Below are 21,850 nucleotides of genomic sequence, written 5' to 3' on the forward strand. Positions count from 1 at the left end.
GCGCCCGTCCGGCGGTGAGGCCGCCCTCGACCGAGGAGCCGTCTCCGGTCTGGACCGCGGGGGCACCGGCGCCGAAGACGTCGCGGAAGCCCAGCAGCCGCCCGACGCTCGGCACGTGGGCGTCCTCGGGCCGCACCTCGTCGTCGGGCACGGCTCCGGCTGCGCTGGTGGCGCGCATCGGCATGGCGACGTGCGCCACCCGGCGGTGTCCGAGGTCCCTCACGTGGGCGGCGATCGCCGCGCCGGCGGCGCGCTCGTCGAGGCGCACCTGGGTGATGCGCCGGTCGTTCGGCACACCGGTGCTGAACATCGGTATGCCGCGTGCCGCGAGGTGCTCTACCGCCGGGTGCTCGCCCGGGCCGCACAGGGAGAAGACGACGGCGTCGAGGGCCAGGGGTGCGATCTGGGGGACGACGGACTCGGGGTCCTGGGTGGACTGGCCGATGAGGAGCATTCCGGTGGGCACGGCCTCCAGGACCTCCGCCAGCCCGTCGAGGACGGCGATGGCGAACGGGTCGCGGAAGGCCATCCGCAGCCGCCCCTCCACGAGCACGCCGATCGCCCCGGACCGGCCTTGACGCAGCGACGACGCGAGCGGGTTGGGCCCGGTGAAGCCCAGCGCGGCGGCGGCGGCCCGGACGCGGTCGGCCGTGGCCGCGGCGACGGGGCCCTTGCCGCTGAAGACGAGCGAGGCGGTCGAGACCGAGACCCCCGCCCGCTCGGCGACGTCGCGGAGCGTCGGACGCGTTTGACCTGGGTCGACCATGGCAGGCATGCTATCGAAACGTTTCGAGTCGAATCGTTTCGAAGTGTCCACCCCCCTGAGAGGCTTGTCGCATGTCCGCCGTCAGCCCGCCGTCGGCCGCTCGCGTCCGCACGGCCCGCACCGCCGTCTTCACGGCCTTCGCCGTCAACGGCGCGGCGTTCGCGGCCTTCGCCTCCCGGGTCCCGGACATCAAGCACGAGCTGGGGCTGTCGGCCGGGCAGCTGGGGCTGACCCTGCTGGCCGCCTCCCTCGGCTCGGTCATCGGCCTGCCGCTCTCCGGGTGGATCGTGCACCACCTCGGCGCCGCGCGGACCCTGCTCGGGGCCGCCGCCGTCCAGTGCGTCGGGCTGCTCGGCGTCGGGCTGGGCGTCGACGTCCTGGACGACCGGGCTGTCGTCATGGCCGGGCTCTTCCTCGTCGGCATGGGGTCCGGCGTGTTCGACGTCGGGATGAACCTCGAGGGCGCCTCGGTCGAGCAGCTGCTGGGTCGCGCGATCATGCCGCAGTTCCACGCCGCCTTCAGTGGCGGCACGGTCGTCAGTGCCCTCATCGGCGCGGGCCTCTCCTTCCTGCACGTGCCCGTCGCCGCGCACCTGCTCGGTGTCGTCGTGCTGCTGCTGGTCGTGACGCCGTGGTTCCTGCGGGCCTTCTTGCCCCGCTCGGTCGAGACGGACGAGCACGGCACGGAGGTCAAGGAGAAGGCCGGGATCGGCGCCGCGTGGCTGGAGCCGCGCACCCTGCTCATCGGGGTCGTCGTGCTCGCCGCGGCCTTCACCGAGGGCACCGCCAACGACTGGGTCGCCGTCGCCCTGTCGGACGGCTACGGGCTCGAGCGCTGGGTGGGCGTCGTGGGGTTCGCCGTCTTCCTCACCGCGATGACCGCGGGGCGCCTGCTCGGGACGCGGGTCCTCGACGAGCGCGGCCGGGTTCCGGTGCTCCGTGTCCTCTTCGTCTCGGCCGTCGTCGGCTGCGTCCTCGTGGTCTTCGGCGGACCGGTGCTCGCCTTCGTCGGTGCGGCCGTCTGGGGCGTCGGCGCGAGCCTCGGCTTCCCCGTCGGCATGAGCGCCGCGGCCGACGACCCGAAGCGTGCGGCCGCCCGGATGAGCGTCGTCTCCACGATCGGCTACACCGCGTTCCTCGCCGGGCCGCCCCTGCTCGGCTTCCTCGGCGACCACGTCGGCGTGCTGCACTCCCTGCTCGTGGTCGGAGCCATGGCCATCGTGGCCCTGCTGGCGCTTCCCGCGGTCCGAGAGCCCGTGCGTGCCGAGGTCGCAGCCCACCGCTGAGTCCGCCGCTGCCGACGCAGTGTGCGCCGGTCGGAGGTTGCCGTCGCGCCGGGTCGCGCCGCACCGCCTCGAAGCGCTCACCGGCGGTGCAGATCCGCCCGACTCGCCTCGGTGATGGTCAGAAGTACTCGGGAATGAAGGGGTGCGCTGCGAAGGCCGCGTCCAGGGCGGCGTCGGCGTCCGGGGTGCCTCCGCTCGCCAGGCCCGCCTGACGCAGGCGCGACACGGACCAGCCGCACCACAACGCCGACAGCCCCCGTGCCTCGACGCGCAGGACCTCCCGCTCGCCCGGCCCGGTCGAGGTGATGTCGGGCGGCAGGAGGGCGTCGCCATCACCTCGAACCGCCGTCCCGTCGGTGCGGGTGGCGGTGCCGCGACCGCCGGACACGGCGAGCGTCCACCGGCCCGAGTTCTGGGGCGCGTCGGCATCCGACACGACGAGGTCCACCTCGAGCGACAGGTGCCGGTTGAAGCCGCGACCCTGCCAGGCGGCTTCCAGGTCGATGACGCGACCCATCCACGGGACCTGCTTGACGTCGCTCGCCGGCAGCCCGCCGAGCACGAGCGCCACCGGGTCGCGCGGGTCGAGGTAGGTGTGGACCGTGGGGACCGCGGACGAGCCGGACCCGACGACGCCCCAGAGCGTGGCCGCGGCCTCCGGGGTGGTCGCGACGAGCTCCTCCACGGTCACGGCCTGCTCGGACAGGTCGTAGAGGACGTGCCCGCCGTCCACGACGTACGCGATGAGCTCGTCCCGCTCGAGCGTCCCACGCAGGGTCGCGACGGACTGCACCATCGGCCCGCTCAGCCCGTGCCGGGTGCCGGCCTCCAGCGCCTGGTCGTGCAGCCGCTGGGCGTCCGCGGGCCCGGCCGCCCGCAGCCCGCGGGCACCGGCCCCCGGATCGTCGGCGCCCACGGCGGTGCCGAGTGCGCGGAGGAGGTGGCCGGCATACGTGGTCTGCGTCTGCATGCCGCCGACCTCGTAGCCCGAGCGGCGGTAGAGCGTCGGCGTCGTGGGGAACAGGCACGACACGACGTCGCCCAGCTCGCCCATCCGGCGGATCAGGGCCCGGGTCAGGGTGGTCGCGACGCCTCGCCCGCGGGCGCTCGGATCGACGTAGACGCCGGCGACGCCGCCCATCCGCAGGTGGCGGCCGCCCCAGGCCTGCTCGAAGGGCCGGATGCGCCCGGCGCCGAGGACGGTGCCGGACTCGTCGACGACGGCGAGCATCCGACCGCCGAGGGTCTCGGCGGAGACGCGCTGCCACCAGGCGTCACCGCCGGCGCCGAGCGGCCCGAAGGACCGCGCACGGATGGACAGGACGGCCGGGAGGTCGGACTCGACGACGTCGCGGGTGCGCAGCGCGTTCATGCCCGGAAACCTAACGAGTCGGTCCGCTCAGCGACGACCGGGCCCGTCCTCAGTCGCGGTGGAGGTAGGTCAGGCGGCGCACCCGGGACACCGCCCAGGCGAGCACGGCGTAGACGAGCCAGCTGACGACCGAGAGCCCGGTGTAGCTGCCGTTCTTCGTCAGCACCGCCACGAGCGAGCCGAGGACGACGACGGTGAGGGCGGGCACGGCATACCAGAGGGCGACGGTCTGCGGCCGCAGCACGAAGCTGGGGGAGCCACGGAACGCGGCGAGCACGTTGCCCGAGACGAGCAGCACGAGCACGAGCCACAGGGACAGCAGTGCGCTGACGGGCAACGACCCGAGCGCGGCGGCGACAGCGACCCAGCCGCCGAGCACCACGACGGTGAGCACCGTGGGGACGGCGACGTGGGCGACCGCCTCGGTGACCTCGCCGGCGCCGAGCAGCGACGGGGTGCCGACGTTGTCGGCCTGCAGGCGCAGGCCCTCGGCCCACGCTCCGAAGCCGAGGTAGAGCGGGAGCAGCCCGATCGTCGCGGCGATGCTCGGTGCCGCGGGCTGCGTGAAGGCCCAGGTGACGATCGCGCCCCCGAGCAGGGTCAGCCCCAGTCCCGAGAGGAACGCGCCCGGCGTGCGCCGCAGGCCGAGGACGTCGCGTCGCACCAGCACGGTGAAGGGGCGTCCGGCACGCAGGCGGGCGGTGCGGCCGTGGCGGACCGGCCGGGTCAGGGCGAGGCGCGCGGTGCGGAGGTTCCCGGTCAGGGCCGACCCGGCCATGGTCGACGTGTTGGCCGAGTGGGTGCGCAGCGACTCGGAGTGCAGCTCGCGCAGGGCGTCGGGCACGCGCCACAGCAGGCTGAGGCCGCGGTCAGGTCCCGGCCACGAGCGCACCTGCGACCACAGCCACAACCGGGTCGCGAGGACCCCGAGCGCCGTCCCGGCGACGGTCGTCACCACCACGGTGACGACACCGCCGAGATGCGCGAAGGCCAGGCCCCCGCCGATCGTCAGCCCGCCGAGGGCGCCGACGAAGGTGCCGCCGATCGCGGCGTAGCGCCACCACCGCCGCAGCGCGAGGGCGCGGTCGAGGGGAGCCTGGAGCACGAGGTCGATCCACGGCATGGGCGGCACGACGGGCCCGCGGAAGCGGCCGGCGAACACGACGGCGCCGAGCAGCGCCGCGACCGAGGCGACGAGGAGCGCGATCGCCAGGGGGGAGCGCAGCTGCTCGCCGAGCGAGGTGGCGTCGGTCGTGCGGAAGACGGTCTGCACGATCGGCACGCCGTAGACGAGCGCGCCGAGGAAGAGGACGTAGCCGGCATACAACCCCTGCTGCCTCGCCTTGCGGGCCGCCTCGCCGCCGATGACCCAGTCGGCCTGACCGAGGAGGTCGTGGTCGTCGTAGTCGACCTCGTCGACCGCCGGCAAGCTGTCCTCGACGCTGTCGTATGCCGTGTCGTCGGTCGGGTGCTCGCGCTCGCTCATCGCGGGTCCGGGTCCAGGTCGGGTCGCACGTCAGCGCGCGGGGACCACGTCGACGACGCGGGTCGCGAGGGTGGCGGTCAGCTCGGGGTCGTGGCAGGCCATGACGACGGTGGCGCCCGCCTCGGTGCGCTCGCCGATGAGCTTGGCGACGACCTGGCGCTTGCCGGTGTCGAGCCGCTGCTCCGGCTCGTCGAGCAGCACGACGCTGGCCGGCCGCGAGAAGGTCAGGGCGAGCCGGAAGAGCTGCTCCTGCCCGGACGAGAGCTCGTGCGGGAACCGGTCGTCGAGGTGCGCGATGCCGAGCCGGTCGAGCAGGGCCAGACCCCGCTCGTCGGAGCTGGCGGGCGCACCACCCCAGGTGGAGTCGATGAGGACGAGGTGGTCGATGAGCGTCAGGTCGCGGTAGGTCGTCGGGGCGCCGAGCAGGGCTGCCACGGCCGCTCGGACGGCACGGTCGCGCTCGTCGGCGTCGCGTCCGCCGATGGTCGCGGTGCCCGTCGACGGTGCGAGCAGGCCGCCGATGATCCGCAGCAGCGTCGTCTTGCCCGAGCCGTTGGGTCCACGCAGGACGACGCACTCGCCGGGGTCGGCGCTGACGTCGGTCGGCAGCAGCAGGGTCGTCTCGTCGATCGTCTTGCCGACACCCTGCGCCCGCACCTCGCCGGCCAGCACTGCGACCGTGCCCATCCGCACTTCCCTTCATCGGCCGCGCGGCGCTCCGGGCTGTCCACGGGGTCACGCGTCGAGGCCCACCGTATGCCGTCCGGCTCCGAGCGCGCTGAGCGCACCGACGTGCCCACTCGATGTGGGGAGCTGCCCACTCGACGTGGCTTCACGTCGAGTGGGCACTGCGCACCGGGCTGGTCAGCCCTGGTTGCCGACCGGCGGGCCGACGAGGAGGGCCACCCCGGTCAGGCCCACGACGGCGACGACACCCACCGCGACGGCCAGCATGGGTCGGGCGAGCAGGGCGGCGACGACGCGCTCGGCCGGGTTGGCGGGAGCCTCACCGTCCCGGCCGAGGCGCCAGCCGCCGTCGAGACGGCCACGGCGCTCGAGTCGGTGCTCCCACCAGACGGTGAGGAACGGCGGCACCGCGCTGAGCAGTCCGAGCAGGCCGTCGCGTGCGGTCCAGCGCTGGTTGACCCAGAGCAGCACCGTGACGAGGCAGAACGCGATGAACACGACGCCGTGCACCAGCCCGAAGACCTTCACGCCGAGCTCGGTGGTGTGCGTGACGTACTTGAGGGCCATCCCGACCAGGAGCAGCGCCCACGTCACCACCTCGGCGAGGGCCAGGCGGCGGTACAGGGTGCGAGGGGTCATGCGGCATCTCCTACGTCGTGTAGTGCTCGAGCGCCCAGTCTCACCCACACCTGGAGGAATCGCCGAATCGGGTCACGCACCCCGCCGGGCGAGCGTCAGGGCGAAGTCGCCGTCGGCGTCGGTCCAGGTCTGTTCGACGGCGAAGCCCGCTGCGCCCAGCTCGGCGCTCAGCCGCTCGGGCCGGAACTTCGTCGAGATCTCCACCCGGATCTCCTCGCCGTGGGTCAGGTCGACGGTCAGGTCGGCGCCGGGGAGGTGACGCGCTGCGGCATGTCGGCCCGCAGCCGCAGGTCCATGCGCTCCTGTCGGGGGTCCCGGAACGGCACGTACGAGAAGGCGTCGAGGTCGAAGTCGGCGCCCAGCTCCCGGTTGAGCACGCGCAGGCAGTTGGTGACGAAGGCCGCGGTGACGCCGCGACTGTCGTCGTAGGCCGCGATGAGCCGGTCGGTGCTCTTGACGAGGTCGGTGCCGAGCAGGAACCAGTCACCCGGCTCGAGGCTGTCGTGCAGCGCCCCGAGGAAGGCAGCCCGTTCCTCGACGTAGAAGTTGCCGATGGTGCTGCCGAGGAAGGCGACGAGCCGGCGCCCGCCCGTGGGCAGGTGCGCCAGGTGCAGGGTGAAGTCCCCGGCCCCGGGGGTCGGGCGCGGACGGCGTGAGGGGCGTGCCGGCGTACGTGGGCCGGAGCGGGTTGACCGACAGCACGTGCTCGATGTCCATGAGGAGCAGCTCCTGGTGCTGCTGCTCGTGGTGGAAGCAGAGCTCGATCACCGGCGTCAGCTTCTCGAGCCAGCCCCCGTCGAGCGTCGCGACGAGATCGCGCATGCGCGCGTCGACGTGGGAGCGGTAGAGCCCCACGTCGTGGGCGCCCGGCCGGGTGATGAAGCCGCGCTCGGCACGGGCGTAGCGGGGGCCGACGCCCTCGTAGTAGCTGTTGAAGAGGAACCAGTACTGGTCCTGGTAGGGGCGGAACGACGGCTCCTGGTCGGCGAGCACGAACGTCTCGAAGAACCAGGTGACGTGCGCGCGGTGCCACTTCGTCGGGGAGACGTCGGGCATCGACTGGACCCTCTGGTCCTCGGGGGACAGGGGAGAGGCGAGCGTCTCGGTGTGCGCGCACCTCGTCGGAGCGGGCGACGAGCGTGTCGGCGTCCCACCTCGGGTCGGGCATCGGGTCGGGCATCGTTGACCTCCCGCGTCCGGGGCCGCACCAGGTGTGCCGCTGACCGGTCGTTCCACCCTGGGCGCGGGCGCCGACAGCCGCCCGCGCAAGCGCGCGACCTTCGACAGGAGTTCACGTGGACGTCGTCGCGAGGACCGGTCGGCGGGGGCGTTCCGGCGTCGTTCCCGGCGTCGTTCCCGACGTCGGTGGAGGCGGTTAGGGTTTCGGGCATGGCCACCGCCCTGTACCGCCGCTACCGGCCCGAGAGCTTCGCCGACGTGATCGGCCAGGAGCACGTGACGGAGCCGCTCATGCAGGCGCTGCGCACCGGCCGCGTCAACCACGCCTACCTCTTCAGCGGCCCCCGCGGCTGCGGCAAGACGACGAGCGCGCGCATCCTCGCCCGCTGCCTCAACTGCGAGCAGGGCCCCACGCCGACCCCGTGCGGCACGTGCGACTCGTGCGTGGCCCTCGCGCGCGGCGGCTCCGGCTCGGTGGACGTCATCGAGATCGACGCAGCCAGCCACGGTGGCGTCGACGACGCGCGTGACCTGCGCGAGCGCGCGAGCTACGGCCCGGCGCAGAGCCGTTTCAAGATCTACATCATCGACGAGGCGCACATGGTGACGCCGCAGGGCTTCAACGCGCTGCTCAAGATCGTCGAGGAGCCGCCGGAGCACGTGAAGTTCGTCTTCGCCACGACCGAGCCCGAGAAGGTCATCGGCACCATCCGCTCGCGCACCCACCACTACCCGTTCCGCCTGGTCCCGCCGGCCAAGCTCACCGCCTACATGGAGCGCCTGCTCGAGTCGGAGCACGTCCCGACCCAGCCGGGAGTGCTGAGCTTCGTCACCCGCGCGGGTGGCGGCTCGGTGCGTGACTCGCTGTCGGTGCTCGACCAGCTCATCGCCGGCTCGGGCCCGGAGGGCCTGACGTACGACGGCGCCGTGTCGCTGCTCGGCTTCACCGACGGCGAGCTGCTCGACAGCACCGTCGACGCACTCGCGGCCCGCGACGGCGCCGCCACCTTCCGCCAGATCGACAAGGTCATCGAGTCCGGTCACGACCCTCGCCGCTTCGTCGAGGACCTCCTCGAGCGCCTCCGCGACCTCATCATCGTCGCCGCCGTGCAAGAGGGCGCCGGGCAGGTGCTGCGCGGCGTGCCCGAGGACCAGCTCGAGCGCATGCGGGTCCAGCAGGCGGCCTTCGGTCCGGGTGCGCTCTCGCGGGCGGCCGACATCGTCAACACCGGTCTCACCGAGATGACCGGCGCCACCGCGCCACGCCTGCAGCTCGAGCTGATCTGCGCGCGCATCCTCCTGCCGGCCGCCTCCGGCGAGCAGGGGTATGCCGCCCGCCTCGACCGCCTCGAGCGACGCCTCGAGGTCGGTGGAGTCCCGAGCGCCGCAGGTGCCACCCCGCACGCGCCGGCTGCGGGTGCGCGACCCGCCGCTCCTTCTGTCCCCGCCGCGCCCGGCGGCGCCTCGGGCGCATCGGCCGGTCCCTCGTCCCAGCCCGTGTCGGCCCCACCGCGCACGGTCTCCGACTACACGCCGCCCGCGAGCGGCGTCGGCGGTTCGTCCGGCGCCTCCCACGCGGCGGGCGGCATGGGCGGCGGTGGCCGGAGCGCCGGGGTGGTCCCGTCCGGGCCCGCCTCCTACTCATCCGCAGGCGGCGCCGGCGGCTCGGGGCCCGGCGACGCGGGTCGGGTCGACGCCGCGCGGGCCGAGGTCGGCGCGCCACCCGTCATGACGCCGGACGAGTCCGTGGGTGGGCCTTCGGCGGTGGACACGTCCCACGGCACCTCCCCGCAGAGCGAGCGCCACCTGACGCCGGGGCAGGCGCCCGCGGGCACCGCTCCTGCCGACGACGCCGCCGGGGGCGCTGCCGGGAGCGCTGCCGGGAACGCCGCCGGGAACGCCGCCGGCGGAGAGGCCCCGGCGGCCGCGAGCAGCGGTGGCATGGACACCGACGCGATCCGCCGCGCCTGGCCCAACGTCCTCGGTCGCATCTTCACGATGCGCCGCATCACGTGGACCTTCGTGTCGCAGAACGCCCAGGTCACCGCGTTCGACGGCAAGAAGCTCACGCTGGGCATCGCGACGGCCGGGCTCACCCAGACCTTCCGGGCCGGCAACCACGCCGACATCGTGCGCCAGGCCCTCATCGACGAGCTCGGCGTCGACGCCATCGTCGACGGCGTCCACCTCGACACCGTCTCGCAGCAGGCTCCGGTCGCGCCGCCGGCCGGCGCCGTCCCGCCCGGACCGCCCGACCAGCCCACGAAGGGCGAGCCGGCAGGTTCTCCCGACCAGGCTCGCCCTGCGACACCGCAGGACGACAGTGGCCAGGGCCGACCGTCGTGGGGTGATGCCGGCGCGGGGCATGAGTCCGCCGGTCCCGGAGGCCTCGCGCCCGCACGGACCGGCGGCACCGCGCTCGCAGATGCCGGGCTGAGCCCGGTCTCGGGGCGGTCCCTCGAGGACAACGCCGGCTGGGGTTCGGTCACGGGCCCCGCGCCGGACTGGGCCACCGGTCCCTCTCCGGCCCCGACGCCCACCGGCCCCTCCGGTGCCAGCAGCGCAGCGCCCGCCGTCCCGGCCGAGGCCCGCACCGACCGCACCGGCGACCGGGGTGCCGACGGTGGCACCGGCGTCCGGCCCACCTCGTCCGCGGTTCGAGGGGCCAGCGCGGTGCGGCAGTCGTTCGCGCAGGCCCGCTCCCGCGCCGGCGGATCCCGGGCCGCCGACGACGAGCAGCCGCGCCAGCCGCTCACCGACGACTCGGCGGTCAGCCACGACGACGAGGTCATCGAGCAGTCCAACGACGTCGGCCGCTCCGTCATCGAGAAGGTCCTCGGCGGCCGGGTGGTCCAGGAGCTGGAGGAGTGACCGCCCCGGCTCCCCGGTCCCGCGAGCCGGGCTGACCCGCACCGCGCCGAGGCACCCGCCGCGCGAGCCGGCATACCAAGGAGTGAACACCTCGCGGCCGGCGAGAGGCGCCTGCCGTTGGAGCCCGCGACCCCGGCCATAGGCTGTGGCCCATGTTCTACAGCCTCGGGCGCAACCTGCTGTACCCGCTGTCCCATGCGCTGTACCGCCCCACGATCGAGGGCAAGGAGAACATCCCGCGCGAGGGCGGCGTCATCGTCGCGAGCAACCACCTGTCGTTCATCGACTCCTTCGCGATCCCGCTCGCGGCGCCCCGCCAGGTCCGGTTCCTCGCCAAGGAGGAGTACTGGAACGGGCCGGGCCTCGGCGGCCTGCTGCGCAAGGGGTTCTTCAGCGCGGTCGGCATGGTGCCGGTCAACCGTCACTCGGCGAGCGCGGCGCAGGAGAGCCTCGACGCCGCGCTCGAGGTGCTGCGGGCCGGTGACGCGTTCGGCATCTACCCGGAGGGCACCCGCTCCCGCGACGGGCGGCTCTACCGCGGTCGTACGGGGGTCGCGTGGCTGGCCTTGACGGCGCAGGTGCCGATCGTGCCGGTCGGCCTCATCGGCACCGAGGACATCCAGCCGGTGGGAGCGCGGTTCCCGCGGCTCGCGAAGGTGACGGTCCGCTTCGGCAAACCGATCCCGGTCGAGGAGTACGCGGGTATGCCGGCCGGGAAGGCGCGTCGCCTGCTGACCGACCGCGTCATGGCGGCGATCGCCGAGCTGAGCGGCCAGGAGCGGGTGGACGCGTACAACGAGGTGCCGGGCGGCGAGCAGCCGGCCTGAGGGCCGCTTCGTGAACCGTCCGTCGGTACCGGTGCGTCCTCTGCACACGGGTGCCCGTCCACTGACGTTGCAGATGCGACCCAGTCGCATCTAGCGTGGCCTGGTGACCCTGAGCCCCGCCCGCCCGCAGGAGCGGTCGCGCCCGACCCGGCTGCGCCGGCTCACGGGCCAGGACCGGCGTCGCCTGCTGGGCATGGGCTCCTTCGTCCTGCTGCTCCACCTGGTGGGCTGGGGTCTGCTCGTCGGGGTCGTCGCGCCGCAGGAGTACCGCGTCGCGGGGCAGCTCTTCGGGGTGGGACTCGGCGTGACGGCATACACCCTCGGGATGCGGCACGCGTTCGACGCCGACCACATCGCCGCCATCGACAACACGACGCGCAAGCTCATGGGCGAGGGGCAGCGGCCGCTGAGCGTCGGCTTCTGGTTCAGCCTCGGGCACTCGTCGGTGGTCTTCGCCATGGTCATGCTGCTGAGCCTCGGGGTGCGCGCGCTCGCCAGTGCCCTGCAGGACGACGGCTCGACGCTCCAGCAGGTGACCCACCTGTGGGGCACGTCCGTCTCCGGGGTCTTCCTCGTGCTCATCGGGCTGCTCAACCTCGCGGCCCTCGCCGGCATCCTGCGCGTCGCCCGCCGGATGCGTGCGGGTGACCTCGACGAGGAGGAGCTCGAGCGGCAGCTGGACCGGCGCGGCTTCCTGGTGCGGATCCTCGCCCGGGTGACGCGCGCCGTGACCACGCCGTGGCACATGTATCCCGTCGGCGTCCTGTTCGGGTTCGGCTTCGACACCGTGACCGAGGTGGGGCTGCTCGTCGTCGCCGGTGGCGCCGCCGCCGCCAACCTGCCCTGGTATGCCGTCCTCACCCTTCCCGTGCTCTTCGCCGCGGGCATGTCGCTCCTCGACACCATCGACGGCGCCTTCATGAGCGTGGCCTACGGCTGGGCCTTCAGCCGGCCGGTGCGCAAGGTCTACTACAACGCCACCGTCACGGCGCTGTCGGTCGCGGTGGCCCTGGGCATCGGCGGCATCGAGCTGGTCTCGGTGCTGACCGAGCGACTCGACATCACCACGGGTCCGCTCGCGTGGGTCGGCGGCCTCGACCTCGGCGACGTCGGCTTCTGGGTCGTCGGGCTCTTCGTCGTCGCCTGGGCGCTGGCCCTCGCGATCTGGCGCCTCGGCCGCATCGAGGAACGCTGGGGCACGCGGCTCGCCGACTGACTCGGGCCCGGGCCCGCCGGCTCCGAAACCGCGCCGCGGCGCACTCTCGGGCGCGGTCCGGTGCGCCGGGCGGGGCCAAACTGCGCCGTGGCGCACTTGCGGCGCGGTATGCCGGTGGCGGCGGCCGCGGGCCGGGCCCCGCGGGGCTTAGGGTTGCGGTGTGTACGAAGGCGCGGTGCAGGACCTGATCGACGAGCTAGGACGACTCCCCGGGGTCGGGCCCAAGAGCGCCCAGCGCATCGCCTTCCACCTGCTGCAGGCGGACTCCGACGATGTGACGCGCCTCGTCACGGCGCTGACCGAGGTCAAGGCGCGGGTGCGCTTCTGCGAGGAGTGCGGCAACGTCGCCGAGGCCGACAAGTGCCGCATCTGCGCCGACCCGCGCCGCGACCACACCGCGATCTGCGTCGTCGAGGAGCCCAAGGACGTCGTCGCCATCGAGCGCACGCGCGAGTTCCGCGGCACCTACCACGTGCTCGGCGGCGCGATCAGCCCGATCGACGGCATCGGCCCGGACGACCTGCGGGTCCGCGAGCTGATGACCCGCCTCGCGTCCGGCGAGGTCCAGGAGGTCATCATCGCGACCGACCCCAACCTCGAGGGCGAGGCGACCGCGACCTACCTGAGCCGCCTGCTGCGCGACGTGGGGCTGACGGTCACGCGCCTGGCCTCCGGTCTCCCGGTCGGCGGTGACCTCGAGTACGCCGACGAGGTGACGCTCGGGCGCGCCTTCGAGGGCCGCCGCCGCGTCGACGCCTGACCCGACGCCCGGCCCGCCGGGCGCACACCCCGGCCCACCGGGCGCACACCCCGGCCCGCCGGGCGCACACCCCGGCCCGGGTCGACGCCCGCGCGACCACCCGGCAGACTGGACGGACCGCGTGACCAAGCCCGGCGGCATACGCCCTCGGGACCCTCGGCAGGAAGACCCCTCATGTCCAGCGCAGCGAACGACGTCGACGACCTCGGCGGTCTCGCCGACCTCACGGCCGCGGAGGCGAGCGCCTTCCTCACCTCACTGACCGAGGTGGCCTCGGGCACCGCCCCCGACACGGCCCTGCCCCTGCTGACGCTCGCGCTCTCGCAGGTCCTCGTGGCCGGCGCCCGGCTCGGCGCGGTCCAGGACGTCGTGCCGGAGGAGCGGTTCGAGCCCGACGCGACCGACGACGACGCCGACCCGCTGCGCACGGGCCTGGCCAACCTCTTCACGGGGATCGACGAGTACGTCTACGTCATCGACCCGATCACCTCGTCCGAGCGCGCTGACGGCTCGGTCACCAACGACCTCGTCGACGTCGCGGTCGCCCTGAGCCACGGGCTCAAGCACTACGCGGCCGGCCGGAAGCTCGAGGCGCTGTGGTGGTGGCAGTTCAGCTACCTGTCCGAGTGGGGCGACCGCGCCATGATGGCGATGCGGTCGCTGCACTCGATCCTGGCCCACCTGCGGCTCGACGCCGACACCGAGACCGTCGGCGAGGCGGAGTTCGACGCGCTGCACCCCTGAGCGACCGAGCGGCCACCGAGGGCGTATGCCGTCCGCGCCCTCGGGCGCCCGTCTCACGATCGCGACGCCCCGGTGGACGCCGAGCGCCCGACCCTAGACTCGGCAGCACCGCAGACCGGGGAAGACCACCGAGGAGATCGGGAGCCAGTGTGAGCATCGTCGTCCAGAAGTACGGCGGCTCGTCCGTGTCCGACGCCGAGGCCATCAAGCGGGTGGCGCGACGCATCGTCGAGACGCAGCGCGCCGGCCACTCCGTGTGCGTCGTCGTCTCGGCGATGGGTGACACGACCGACGAGCTGCTGGACCTCGCCGAGCAGGTCTCCCCGGCGCCGCCCGCGCGCGAGCTCGACATGCTGCTCACCTCGGGCGAGCGGATCTCGATGGCGCTCGTCGCGATGGCCATCGCGCAGCTCGGTGCCGAGGCCCGGTCGTTCACCGGCAGCCAGGCCGGCGTCATCACCGACGACGCCCACGGCGCGGCACGCATCATCGACGTGACGCCCGGCCGCATCCAGAGCGCGCTCGACGCCGGCCACATCGCGATCGTCGCCGGCTTCCAGGGCGTCAGCCAGACGACGAAGGACATCACGACCCTCGGCCGCGGCGGCTCCGACACGACGGCCGTGGCGCTCGCCGCGGCTCTCGAGGCCGACGTCTGCGAGATCTACACCGACGTCGACGGCGTCTTCACCGCCGACCCGCGCATCCTGCCGAGCGCCCGCAAGCTCGACGTCCTGTCGATGGAGGAGATGCTCGACCTCGCCGCCAACGGCAGCAAGATCCTGCACCTGCGCTGCGTCGAGTACGCCCGCCGCTACGGCATCCCCATCCACGTGCGCTCGTCCTGGTCGCAGAAGCCGGGCACGTGGATCAAGGACAACCCCTACGAAGGAGAAGGCGCTGTGGAAGCTCCGATCATCGCCGGCATCGCGCACGACCGCAGCGAGGCCAAGATCACGATCGTCGGTGTGCCCGACAGGGTCGGCATCGCGGCGAAGATCTTCGGCGCGATCGCCGAGTCGGGCATCAACATCGACATGATCGTGCAGAACGTGTCGGCCGCCGAGACCGCCAAGACCGACATCTCCTTCACCCTGCCGCAGGCCGACGGGGCGCGCGGCATCCAGGTGCTGCAGTCGATCAAGCACGAGGTCGAGTACGCCGACCTGCGCCTCGACGACAAGATCGGCAAGATCGCCCTCGTCGGCGCCGGCATGAAGAGCCACCCCGGTGTCTCCGCCAAGTTCTTCGGCGCGCTCGCCGAGGCCGGCATCAACATCGAGATGATCTCGACGTCCGAGATCCGCGTCTCGGCCGTGACCCGCGCCGAGCAGCTCGACGACGCCGTCCGGGCCGTGCACACGGCCTTCGGTCTCGACTCGGCCGACGAGGCGATCGTCTACGGCGGCACCGGCCGCTGAGCCACTCTCGCCGGGACACGGGTTGTGTCCGAGGGGGCGCGCGGTATGGTCGAGCTATAGCCACATCCACCCACTCGGGGCGAGAGGCGACGAGAGACGTGACCCCTCACGAATCACATCTGCAGAGCGACGGATCGGTGTTCCCCCCGGTCACGCCGGACCCACCGACGCCCCCCGGGCTGCCGGAGATCGACGTGCCCGACATCGTCCCGGTCAGGGCGCCCGACGGGCCCGACCGTGCGGCCGACACGCGCGACACCGAGGACTCGCCCGGCCCGACGGCCGGCGCGGGCGAGAGCACCCCGGAGACCGACGCTCCGGACTGAGGCGCCGGGGCCGACGCCCCAACGGGCATGTTCGGCCATTCACCGCAACGGGGTATCTCCCGGGTGTGAGACTGCGCCGGAGCATCATCGACAAGCCGGGCATCCGTCGGGTGCGTCGGGGGCGCGGCTTCGCCTACCTCGACAAGGACGGCCGGGCGCTCGACCCGGACGCCCGGGAGCGCGTCACCTCGCTCGTCATCCCTCCGGCGTGGAAGGACGTCTGGATCAGCCCCTATCCCAACGGGCACATCCAGGCGGTCGGCACCGACGACGCGGGCCGGCGCCAGTACCTCTACCACGACCAGTGGCACGAGGCCCGCGCCCGCGAGAAGCACGACCGGGTCGTCGAGCTCGCCAAGCAGCTGCCGGCAGCGCGCAAGCAGATCGCGGCCGACCTGCGCACGAACGGGCTGACGAAGAAGCGCGTGACGGCCGCCGGGCTCCGGATGCTCGACGCCGGTCTCTTCCGCAGCGGCGGCGAGGAGTACGAGGCCGAGAACGGCTCCCACGGCGTGGCCACCCTGCTCCGCTCGCACGTGACGGTCAGCGGGGAGGAGCTGACGTTCGAGTTCCCCGCCAAGTCCGGTGTCACCCGCGAGGCCGTGATGAACGACCAGCTGCTGGCGCGAATCGTGCTGTCGCTCAAGCGAAGTGGCTACCCGGGGGAGCGGCTGCTCGCCTACCGCGACACGGAGGGCTGGCACGAGCTGCGGTCGAGCGACCTCAACGTCGCCTTCAAGCAGCTCGTCGGCGAGCAGTACACCGTCAAGGACCTGCGCACGTGGGCCGCGACCGTGACCGCGGCGGTCGCCCTCGCCCGCACGGGTCCTGTCGCCACCGAGCGCGAGATCAAGCGCGCCGAGAAGGACGCCATGAAGGTCGTGTCCGAGCACCTCGGCAACACGCCGGCCGTGGCCCGCAGCTCCTACGTCGACCCGCGGGTCCTCGACGAGTTCGCCGTGGGCCGCACCATCGCCCGCAACGTCTCGCGATTGACCAAGGCCGACCGGGCTCGGCTCGAGCTGGGCGACATCGTGCAGATCCGCGACCGCGACGCCCTCGAGCGGGCCGTGATGCGCCTCGTCAAGGGCGCCGCCTGAGCGTCGTGGAGCTGGCGTATGCCGGGAGCTCCCCTCCCCGAGAAGGGAGCCCAGCGGCATACGGCTGGGTCGCAGGCGGCCCACTGACCGCCGTCGGCGCTCAGAGGTCGACGACCTTGTTGTCACCCTCCATGCGCTGGCCGGTCACCTTCGCCTTGACGAAGTTGGCGATCTGCGTGACCTTGGCGCCGGGCGAGTCCCAGTACTCGGCAGAGTCGGCGCTGACCTTGATCAGGATGTTGTTCGGGTTGTCGGGGCCGCCCTCGAGCCAGGCGCCGGTGAAGGAGTTCCACAGCTCGGCGAGCTTGGCCGGGTCGTCGACGATCGTCGCGGTGCCGGAGAGCGACACCCACGAGCTGCTCGAGCTGTAGGCGACGTTGACCCTGGCCGGGGACTGGGCGGCGATGTCTCGAGCCTTGTGGCTGTCGCGTTCGGCGATGAAGAGCACGTCGCCGTCGAACTCGACCTCCTGGGTGGCCATCGGGTGGCTGACCAGGGCGCCGCTGGAGTCGGCGTGGGTCAGCATCGCGACGCGGATGTCCTTGATCAGGTCGGCGACCTTCTTCGCGCCGTCGTCGTGCTCGCTCATCGCATTCTCCTCGTCGTTCGGGTCGGTGGGCTCTCCTCCAGCACCTACCCGATGCGCTCGAGGGTGCTCAGGCGGGGCTGGGGCGTGTCGAGGGTTGCGGCACCCGGTCAGGCCGGTCGGGGTCGTCCGAACCGTCCTGGCTGCCGACCGGCTCGCTGTCGTCGGTGTCACCCGCCGGACCGTCGTGCTCGACGTCCTCGGCGCGGGTGTGCGGCATGAGCAGGCCCGCCGCGATGCTGACGAGCGCTGCCACGACGACGGCCAGGAAGACGGCCGACGACCCGGCGCGCACGGCGTTGCGGGAGGCGTCGCCGCCGCGCGAGGCGATGACGGCGTTGGCGATGGCGCCGAAGATCGCGACGCCGACGGCGCTGCCGACCGACCGCATGAACATGTTCGTGCCGGTCACGACGGCCCGCTCGTTCCACGGGACGGAGGCCTGCGCCGCGATGAGCGTGGGGGTGGCGACGAGCCCGAGGCCGAGCCCCACGACCAGGCACGAGCCGGCCGTGGCCCAGACGCTCGGGGTCGCGGAGGTGAGCCACAGCGACACGGCCCCGGCCGAGGCCACGACGAGACCGATGAGGGCCGTCGGCCGGAACCCCACGCGCATGTAGAGCCGGCCGGACTGCGAGGCCGAGATGGGCCAGCCGATGGTGAGGGCGGCGACCGCGAGGCCGGCGACGATCGGCGTCGCGCCGGTCGAGCGCTCGAGGAACGTCGGGACGTAGGAGGTCAGCCCGACGAGCACGGTCCCGACCCCGATGCTGATGAGGCAGGTCGCGACGATGAGGCGCCGGGTCAGCACCTCGAGCGGCAGCACCGGCTCGGCGGCCCGACGCTCGACGAGGCCGAAGGCGGCGAGCAGCACGGCGCCGACCGCGAAGGAGCCGATGCTCTGCCACGAGCTCCACGCCCACGCCTGGCCGCCCTCGAGCACGGCGAGGATGAGCAGGGTCAGGGCCACGGTGAGCAGGGACGCCCCGGCGTAGTCGATGCGGTGGCGGCGACGCTCGACCGACTCGTCGTAGCTGCGCCAGAGCATCCACGCGGCGAGCAGGCAGAACGGGATGTTGACGAAGAAGATCCAGCGCCACGACGCGAACTGCGAGAAGACCCCGCCGAGCGTCGGCCCGACCACCGACGAGACCGCCCAGACGCTGGCGATGTAGCCCTGGGTCTTGGCCCGCTCGGCCACGGTGTAGATGTCGGCGGCGATCGTCGTGGTCATCGGCAGCACCGCGCCGGCGCCGAGGCCCTGCAGGGCGCGCATGACGATGAGCGAGCCCATGCTCCAAGCGAACCCGCACAGGATGCTCCCGAGGAGGAACAGGGCGATACCGACGAGGATGACCGGTTTGCGGCCCAGGGTGTCGGCGAGCTTCGCGTAGACGGGGACCGAGACGGCCTGCGCGAGCAGGTAGACGGAGAAGAGCCACGGGAACTGCGACAGGCCGCCGAGGTCGGCGACGATCGAGGGCACGGCAGTGGCCAGGATGGTCGAGTCGAGCGCGATGAGCGAGGTCGACAGCATCAGCGCGATGAGGATCGGGCCCCGCTCCGAGCGGAGTCCCAGGCTGGACGAGGTGGACACGATCCTCCTGCGGTTCGCGGCGCCGGGTCACGGCGCCGGGGTCTGGGCTGTTCGGATTGCGGTCCGGCGACCTCGAGTGACAACACCGGTTCGCGCCGTTCATTCCCGCGACCGCTCCCGGTGTCCGCGATTCGAGCCGCGGTTTCGGCCCGAGGGCGCCCACACCCGGGGGACACTGGTGGCACGAGCCGGCCCGACGGCATACGGGCGGCGCGTCGTCGGAAGGAGCGCCATGGCGCGGACCCTCGGCGTCGAGGAGGAGATGCTCCTCGTCGACACGCGCAACGGACGGCCCCGCTCCGTCTCGGGGCAGCTGCTCGTGCGCGCGGCGAGCCAGTCGACCCCCGTCGCCGGCGTCGGCGTCCACGGCGCAGTGGAGGGCGAGTTCCAGCAGCAGCAGATCGAGACGCACACGGCGCCGGTGGCCGACCTCCAGGGCCTGCGCTGTGAGATCAGCCGCTGGCGCGGCGAGGCTGCGGCAGCGGCCCGCGACACCGGCTGCAACGTCGCGCCCCTCGCAACCTCTCCACTGGCGGTGCGGCCGATCGCCGCACGGTCGCCGCGGTACGCGTGGATGGTCGACCGCTACCAGTTGACGGCGCGCGAGCACCTGACGTGCGGCTGCCACGTCCACGTCTCCGTCGAGAGCGACGAGGAGGGCGTCGGCGTCCTCGACCGCATCCGCGTGTGGCTGCCGGCGCTGCTGGCGCTCAGCGCCAACTCGCCGTACTGGAACGGGGCGGACACCGGGTTCGCCAGCTACCGGTCGCAGGCGCTCGCGAGGTGGCCGTCGTGGGGCCCGGCCGACCACTTCGGCTCGGCGGAGGAGTACCACCGGCTGGTCCGCGAGATGGTGCTGTCGTCGGTGATCCTCGACGAGGGGATGATCTACTTCGACGCGCGGCTCGCGCAGCACTACCCGACCGTCGAGATCCGCTCGGCGGACGTGTGCTTCACGGTCGAGGAGGCCGTCGTCGTGGCGGCCCTGTGCCGGGGCCTCGTCGAGACCGCCGCCGAGGAGTGGGCCTTCGGCAAGGAGGCCCCCGCGGTGCCGACCCAGCTGCTGCGGCTGGCCGCCTGGCAGTCGGGACGCGAGGGACTCGGCGGGCGACTCATCGACTGGCGCTCCGGGCTGCCCAAGCCGTGCTGGTGGGTGCTGGGCTCGCTGCTGGACCACGTCGGCCCGGCCCTGCAGGCCGCAGGCGACCTCGAGGTCGTCCAGGAGGGCCTCGCCCGCGTCCAGGAGGAGGGCAACGGGGCGATGCGCCAGCGCGCCACGTTCGCACGCACCGGCCGGCTCGTCGACGTCGTCGCCGAGTCGGTGCGGCAGACGCCGACCCGGGTCCAGGCCTAGCCGGCCGGCGGGGGGTCAGGTAGGGCGCCCCATCCCCGGTCCGGCGCTGACCTCAGCACGAAGCAGTGTGGTCCTGTCGTATGCCGCGTCGCGCCCTTCCCGGGAAACCGGGGGAGGGGCTGGGCCGACAACGCCGAAGGGCCCGGTGGAGGCGAGTTCGTCGCTCTCCACCAGGCCCTGCGGGATGGTCGGGGTGACAGGATTTGAACCTGCGACCTCTTCGTCCCGAAGCACGCCGAGCACACTGGGTTCCCTAGCCGCTGAGCACGTTTCGCGTCCGTGAGAGTCCGCGTGCACGGCGAGATGTGCGGGCTCACTGTCACCCAGTTGGTCACTCAGGCCCGGTCGCCGGGACACGAGGCTGGAAGGCGTCAAAGCCGGCTAGGGCCAAGGTTCAAGCTTCTGCGGACGCGCCAAGTTGGCCTTGCGGAGAAATTCCTAGGGCGTATGGATAGGCTCGGGCCAAGTTTTGAGGTACGCAGGGGGACCTAGCGCGATGACTGTCAGTGGCCACGGACATGATGAAGACAAGATCCGGGGAGGGAGTGCACATGAGCAAGGCACGGGAGTCGGCACTGATGACGCCGTCCACAGCGGACCCCCAGTGGGAGCGCAAGGCCAAACTGGCTCTCAGGGCGCGCGAGGCGGCAGCGAAGAGTCGGCGGAACAAGAGCGCGAGCTTCCGCAAGGGAGTGGGCCACAGCGCGTCGATCGCGATTCCACGCTGAGGACGCCCCTCTATTCAGCCCAGCACGCGGAGCGGTATGCACGGCAGGGCCTAATCCGCGAGTACGAGGACTTGGTCGGCGCACGCTTGATCGTCATGATCGATGCAATTTTCGCGTCCTCGGTGACCCTCTTGGAGGAGGCGCTCCAAGACGTCGACGACCAACCGGTGCTTCACCTGATGCTGGCTTCGCCTGGTGGCGACGGTGAGGTCGCGGTGAGGCTGATTCGCAGCCTCCAGGCGCGATGCTCGAAACTCCGAATCATCGTGCCCGACATGGCCAAGTCGGCGGGCACGATTATGTGCCTAGGCGCGAACGAGATCCTCATGGGTCCCTCGGGCGACCTGGGACCGATCGACCCGCAGTTTCCGGTGGCGGGTCGCGGGCTGGTTGGCGCGAAGGAGATTGAGGCTGCGGTGGAGTCGGCTGACGCTCGGGTACAGGCTGCGCCAGACACTTTCCCGCTATATGCGGGGTTGCTCTCAGACGTCAACATGCTCATGGTCGAGCAGGCCAGGTCGGCGACGAAGCGAAGCTACTCGCTTCTGAAGGAAGCTCTCGAAGGTGCTCACGGGAATCAAGCCGAAGAGCTCGGGGAGCGATTGAAGGGGCCACTTGTCGACGAGGCGACGTATCACGGTGCAGCCATTGGCCCCGCCTCAGCGGCAGCCTTGGGCTTGCCTGTCATCGAGGCTGACACCGCTGGCCGTGAATGGGCGCTCATTTGGGCGCTCTGGACCCGCTACTTCGCGATGGGCTGTTTCCCTGCCGGCAACGCCTCCGTATATGAAGGGCGACGCGCCTCGCAGGTCACGCCGCACATGGCTTGATCGATCGTCTTATGGGCCTAGCGCGTGCGGTGCACCCATCACGGCCAGGGAGAGCCACCGACCCGATAGCGGAGC

At 72.6% G+C, this 21,850-nt stretch carries 19 protein-coding genes and 1 pseudogene; 11 read left to right on the top strand and 9 right to left on the bottom strand.

What is annotated here, in order from left to right:
* A partial coding sequence (locus tag ABD194_RS01090; protein ID WP_343986210.1) for a LacI family DNA-binding transcriptional regulator occupies window positions 1–766 on the bottom strand: 766 nt, incomplete at its 3' end.
* A gap of 71 nt (window positions 767–837) precedes the next feature.
* On the opposite strand from ABD194_RS01090, the gene ABD194_RS01095 reads away from it, so the two are divergent.
* Complete coding sequence (locus ABD194_RS01095) at window positions 838–2,052, top strand: MFS transporter (protein WP_343986213.1); 1,215 nt, start codon at window positions 838–840, stop codon at window positions 2,050–2,052.
* A gap of 118 nt (window positions 2,053–2,170) precedes the next feature.
* Here the strand turns inward: ABD194_RS01095 and ABD194_RS01100 are convergent, their stop codons facing one another.
* The 6 genes and pseudogenes from ABD194_RS01100 to ABD194_RS01130 all read right to left on the bottom strand — a co-directional run bounded on the left by ABD194_RS01100 (window position 2,171) and on the right by ABD194_RS01130 (window position 7,292).
* Window positions 2,171–3,424, bottom strand: coding sequence for a GNAT family N-acetyltransferase (locus ABD194_RS01100; RefSeq protein ID WP_343986215.1), 1,254 nt, complete (start codon window positions 3,422–3,424; stop codon window positions 2,171–2,173).
* 49 nt (window positions 3,425–3,473) lie between these two features.
* A complete protein-coding gene (locus ABD194_RS01105; protein WP_343986217.1) occupies window positions 3,474–4,910 on the bottom strand; it encodes a hypothetical protein in 1,437 nt (478 codons plus the stop codon).
* Window positions 4,911–4,940: 30 nt separating this feature from the next.
* Window positions 4,941–5,597, bottom strand: a complete 657-nt coding sequence (locus ABD194_RS01110; protein WP_343986219.1) for an ABC transporter ATP-binding protein — start codon at window positions 5,595–5,597, stop codon at window positions 4,941–4,943.
* A gap of 177 nt (window positions 5,598–5,774) precedes the next feature.
* Window positions 5,775–6,236, bottom strand: coding sequence for a DUF3817 domain-containing protein (locus ABD194_RS01115; protein ID WP_343986223.1), 462 nt, complete (start codon window positions 6,234–6,236; stop codon window positions 5,775–5,777).
* A 72-nt stretch (window positions 6,237–6,308) separates the two neighbouring features.
* Window positions 6,309–6,835: pseudogene (locus ABD194_RS01125) on the bottom strand (L-histidine N(alpha)-methyltransferase).
* Window positions 6,720–7,292 carry a formylglycine-generating enzyme family protein gene (locus ABD194_RS01130; RefSeq protein ID WP_343986228.1) on the bottom strand — a complete coding sequence of 191 codons (573 nt, stop codon included), beginning with the start codon at window positions 7,290–7,292 and terminating at the stop codon, window positions 6,720–6,722. Before ABD194_RS01130 ends, ABD194_RS01125 begins: the two are co-directional and overlap by 116 nt.
* Before the next feature lie 333 nt (window positions 7,293–7,625).
* Between ABD194_RS01130 and ABD194_RS01135 the strand changes: the two genes are divergently transcribed.
* The 8 genes from ABD194_RS01135 (at window position 7,626) to ABD194_RS01170 (ending at window position 16,680) form a co-directional block, all read left to right on the top strand.
* Window positions 7,626–10,286 carry a DNA polymerase III subunit gamma and tau gene (locus ABD194_RS01135; protein ID WP_343986230.1) on the top strand — a complete coding sequence of 887 codons (2,661 nt, stop codon included), beginning with the start codon at window positions 7,626–7,628 and terminating at the stop codon, window positions 10,284–10,286.
* 152 nt (window positions 10,287–10,438) lie between these two features.
* Entirely contained in the window at window positions 10,439–11,113 is a 675-nt protein-coding gene (locus ABD194_RS01140) for a lysophospholipid acyltransferase family protein (protein ID WP_343986232.1), read from the top strand.
* A gap of 103 nt (window positions 11,114–11,216) precedes the next feature.
* On the top strand, window positions 11,217–12,329 hold the full coding sequence (gene nicT / locus ABD194_RS01145) for a Nickel transporter NicT (RefSeq protein ID WP_343986234.1): 1,113 nt from the start codon (window positions 11,217–11,219) through the stop codon (window positions 12,327–12,329).
* 160 nt (window positions 12,330–12,489) lie between these two features.
* Window positions 12,490–13,089: a recombination mediator RecR gene (recR, locus tag ABD194_RS01150; RefSeq protein ID WP_343986237.1), complete on the top strand. Its 600-nt coding sequence runs from the start codon at window positions 12,490–12,492 to the stop codon at window positions 13,087–13,089.
* Between the two features lie 174 nt (window positions 13,090–13,263).
* Complete coding sequence (locus tag ABD194_RS01155; protein WP_343986240.1) at window positions 13,264–13,833, top strand: DUF5063 domain-containing protein; 570 nt, start codon at window positions 13,264–13,266, stop codon at window positions 13,831–13,833.
* Window positions 13,834–13,982: 149 nt separating this feature from the next.
* On the top strand, window positions 13,983–15,254 hold the full coding sequence (locus ABD194_RS01160) for an aspartate kinase (RefSeq protein WP_343986242.1): 1,272 nt from the start codon (window positions 13,983–13,985) through the stop codon (window positions 15,252–15,254).
* A 98-nt stretch (window positions 15,255–15,352) separates the two neighbouring features.
* Window positions 15,353–15,580: a hypothetical protein gene (locus ABD194_RS01165; protein WP_343986245.1), complete on the top strand. Its 228-nt coding sequence runs from the start codon at window positions 15,353–15,355 to the stop codon at window positions 15,578–15,580.
* 65 nt (window positions 15,581–15,645) lie between these two features.
* On the top strand, window positions 15,646–16,680 hold the full coding sequence (locus ABD194_RS01170; RefSeq protein WP_343986248.1) for a DNA topoisomerase IB: 1,035 nt from the start codon (window positions 15,646–15,648) through the stop codon (window positions 16,678–16,680).
* Between the two features lie 100 nt (window positions 16,681–16,780).
* On the opposite strand, the gene ABD194_RS01175 is transcribed toward ABD194_RS01170, so the two are convergent.
* Both ABD194_RS01175 and ABD194_RS01180 read right to left on the bottom strand, forming a co-directional pair.
* Window positions 16,781–17,269 carry a pyridoxamine 5'-phosphate oxidase family protein gene (locus ABD194_RS01175; protein WP_343986250.1) on the bottom strand — a complete coding sequence of 163 codons (489 nt, stop codon included), beginning with the start codon at window positions 17,267–17,269 and terminating at the stop codon, window positions 16,781–16,783.
* Window positions 17,270–17,336: 67 nt separating this feature from the next.
* Complete coding sequence (locus tag ABD194_RS01180) at window positions 17,337–18,803, bottom strand: MDR family MFS transporter (RefSeq protein ID WP_343988149.1); 1,467 nt, start codon at window positions 18,801–18,803, stop codon at window positions 17,337–17,339.
* A gap of 292 nt (window positions 18,804–19,095) precedes the next feature.
* On the opposite strand from ABD194_RS01180, the gene ABD194_RS01185 reads away from it, so the two are divergent.
* Together ABD194_RS01185 and ABD194_RS01190 are read left to right on the top strand one after the other, a co-directional pair.
* Window positions 19,096–20,217 (top strand): glutamate--cysteine ligase, encoded by a 1,122-nt coding sequence (locus tag ABD194_RS01185; protein WP_343986253.1) that lies wholly within the window; start codon window positions 19,096–19,098, stop codon window positions 20,215–20,217.
* An 823-nt stretch (window positions 20,218–21,040) separates the two neighbouring features.
* On the top strand, window positions 21,041–21,775 hold the full coding sequence (locus ABD194_RS01190; RefSeq protein WP_343986256.1) for an SDH family Clp fold serine proteinase: 735 nt from the start codon (window positions 21,041–21,043) through the stop codon (window positions 21,773–21,775).
* The last annotated feature ends 75 nt before the right edge of the window (window positions 21,776–21,850 follow it).

Origin of the sequence: Terrabacter terrae (genome assembly GCF_039529575.1) — a bacterium.
Lineage (GTDB): Bacteria > Actinomycetota > Actinomycetes > Actinomycetales > Dermatophilaceae > Terrabacter > Terrabacter terrae.